Raw genomic sequence first — 550 nt, forward strand, 5'->3', positions numbered from 1 at the left:
TGGATCCCCACATGATGAGGTATTGGGAGTTGAACCAGTCACCGGCCTCTGGCACGTCGGTTTGGTCGCCGAATACCTGAGGGCTGGCTGGGGGAAGATCGGCATACCAGTCGTAGAAGCTCAACATAGTGCCACCGAGTAGTTCAGTGAACCGGGAGCCGGCTCCGTAGGACACCATTGACATGGCCGGGATGACAGAGAACCCGGCGATGCGGTCGGGACCGTAGGCCTTGATGGTGTGCACGTAGGCTGCCGCGATGATCTGGGTGGCTTCCTCCCATGAGACACGCACCATGCCTCCGTGCCCGCGGGCGCACTTGTATGCCTGGGAGAGCTCTGGGTCGTTGGTGATGGATGCCCAAGCGTCCACTGGATCGCCGAATTCGGCGAGTTTGTCTCGCCACGCGTCAAGCAGGACTGAGCGCACATAGGGGTGACGTATTCGTGTGGGGGAGTACTCGTACCAGCTGAATGACGCGCCACGCGGGCATCCTCGCGGCTCGTAGTCGGGCATGTCCGGGCCGGTGGAGGGGTAGTCAGTCTGCTGGGA

General features: G+C 61.8%; 1 protein-coding gene. It reads right to left on the reverse strand.

What is annotated here, in order from left to right; all coding sequences use genetic code 11:
• Positions 1 to 550: molybdopterin-dependent oxidoreductase (locus AADR41_RS42195; protein ID WP_342287774.1), on the reverse strand; the 550-nt coding region annotated here is incomplete at both ends.

The sequence above is a fragment of the Streptomyces sp. CLV115 genome, from assembly GCF_038448545.1.
In the GTDB taxonomy this organism is placed as follows: domain Bacteria; phylum Actinomycetota; class Actinomycetes; order Streptomycetales; family Streptomycetaceae; genus Streptomyces; species Streptomyces sanglieri.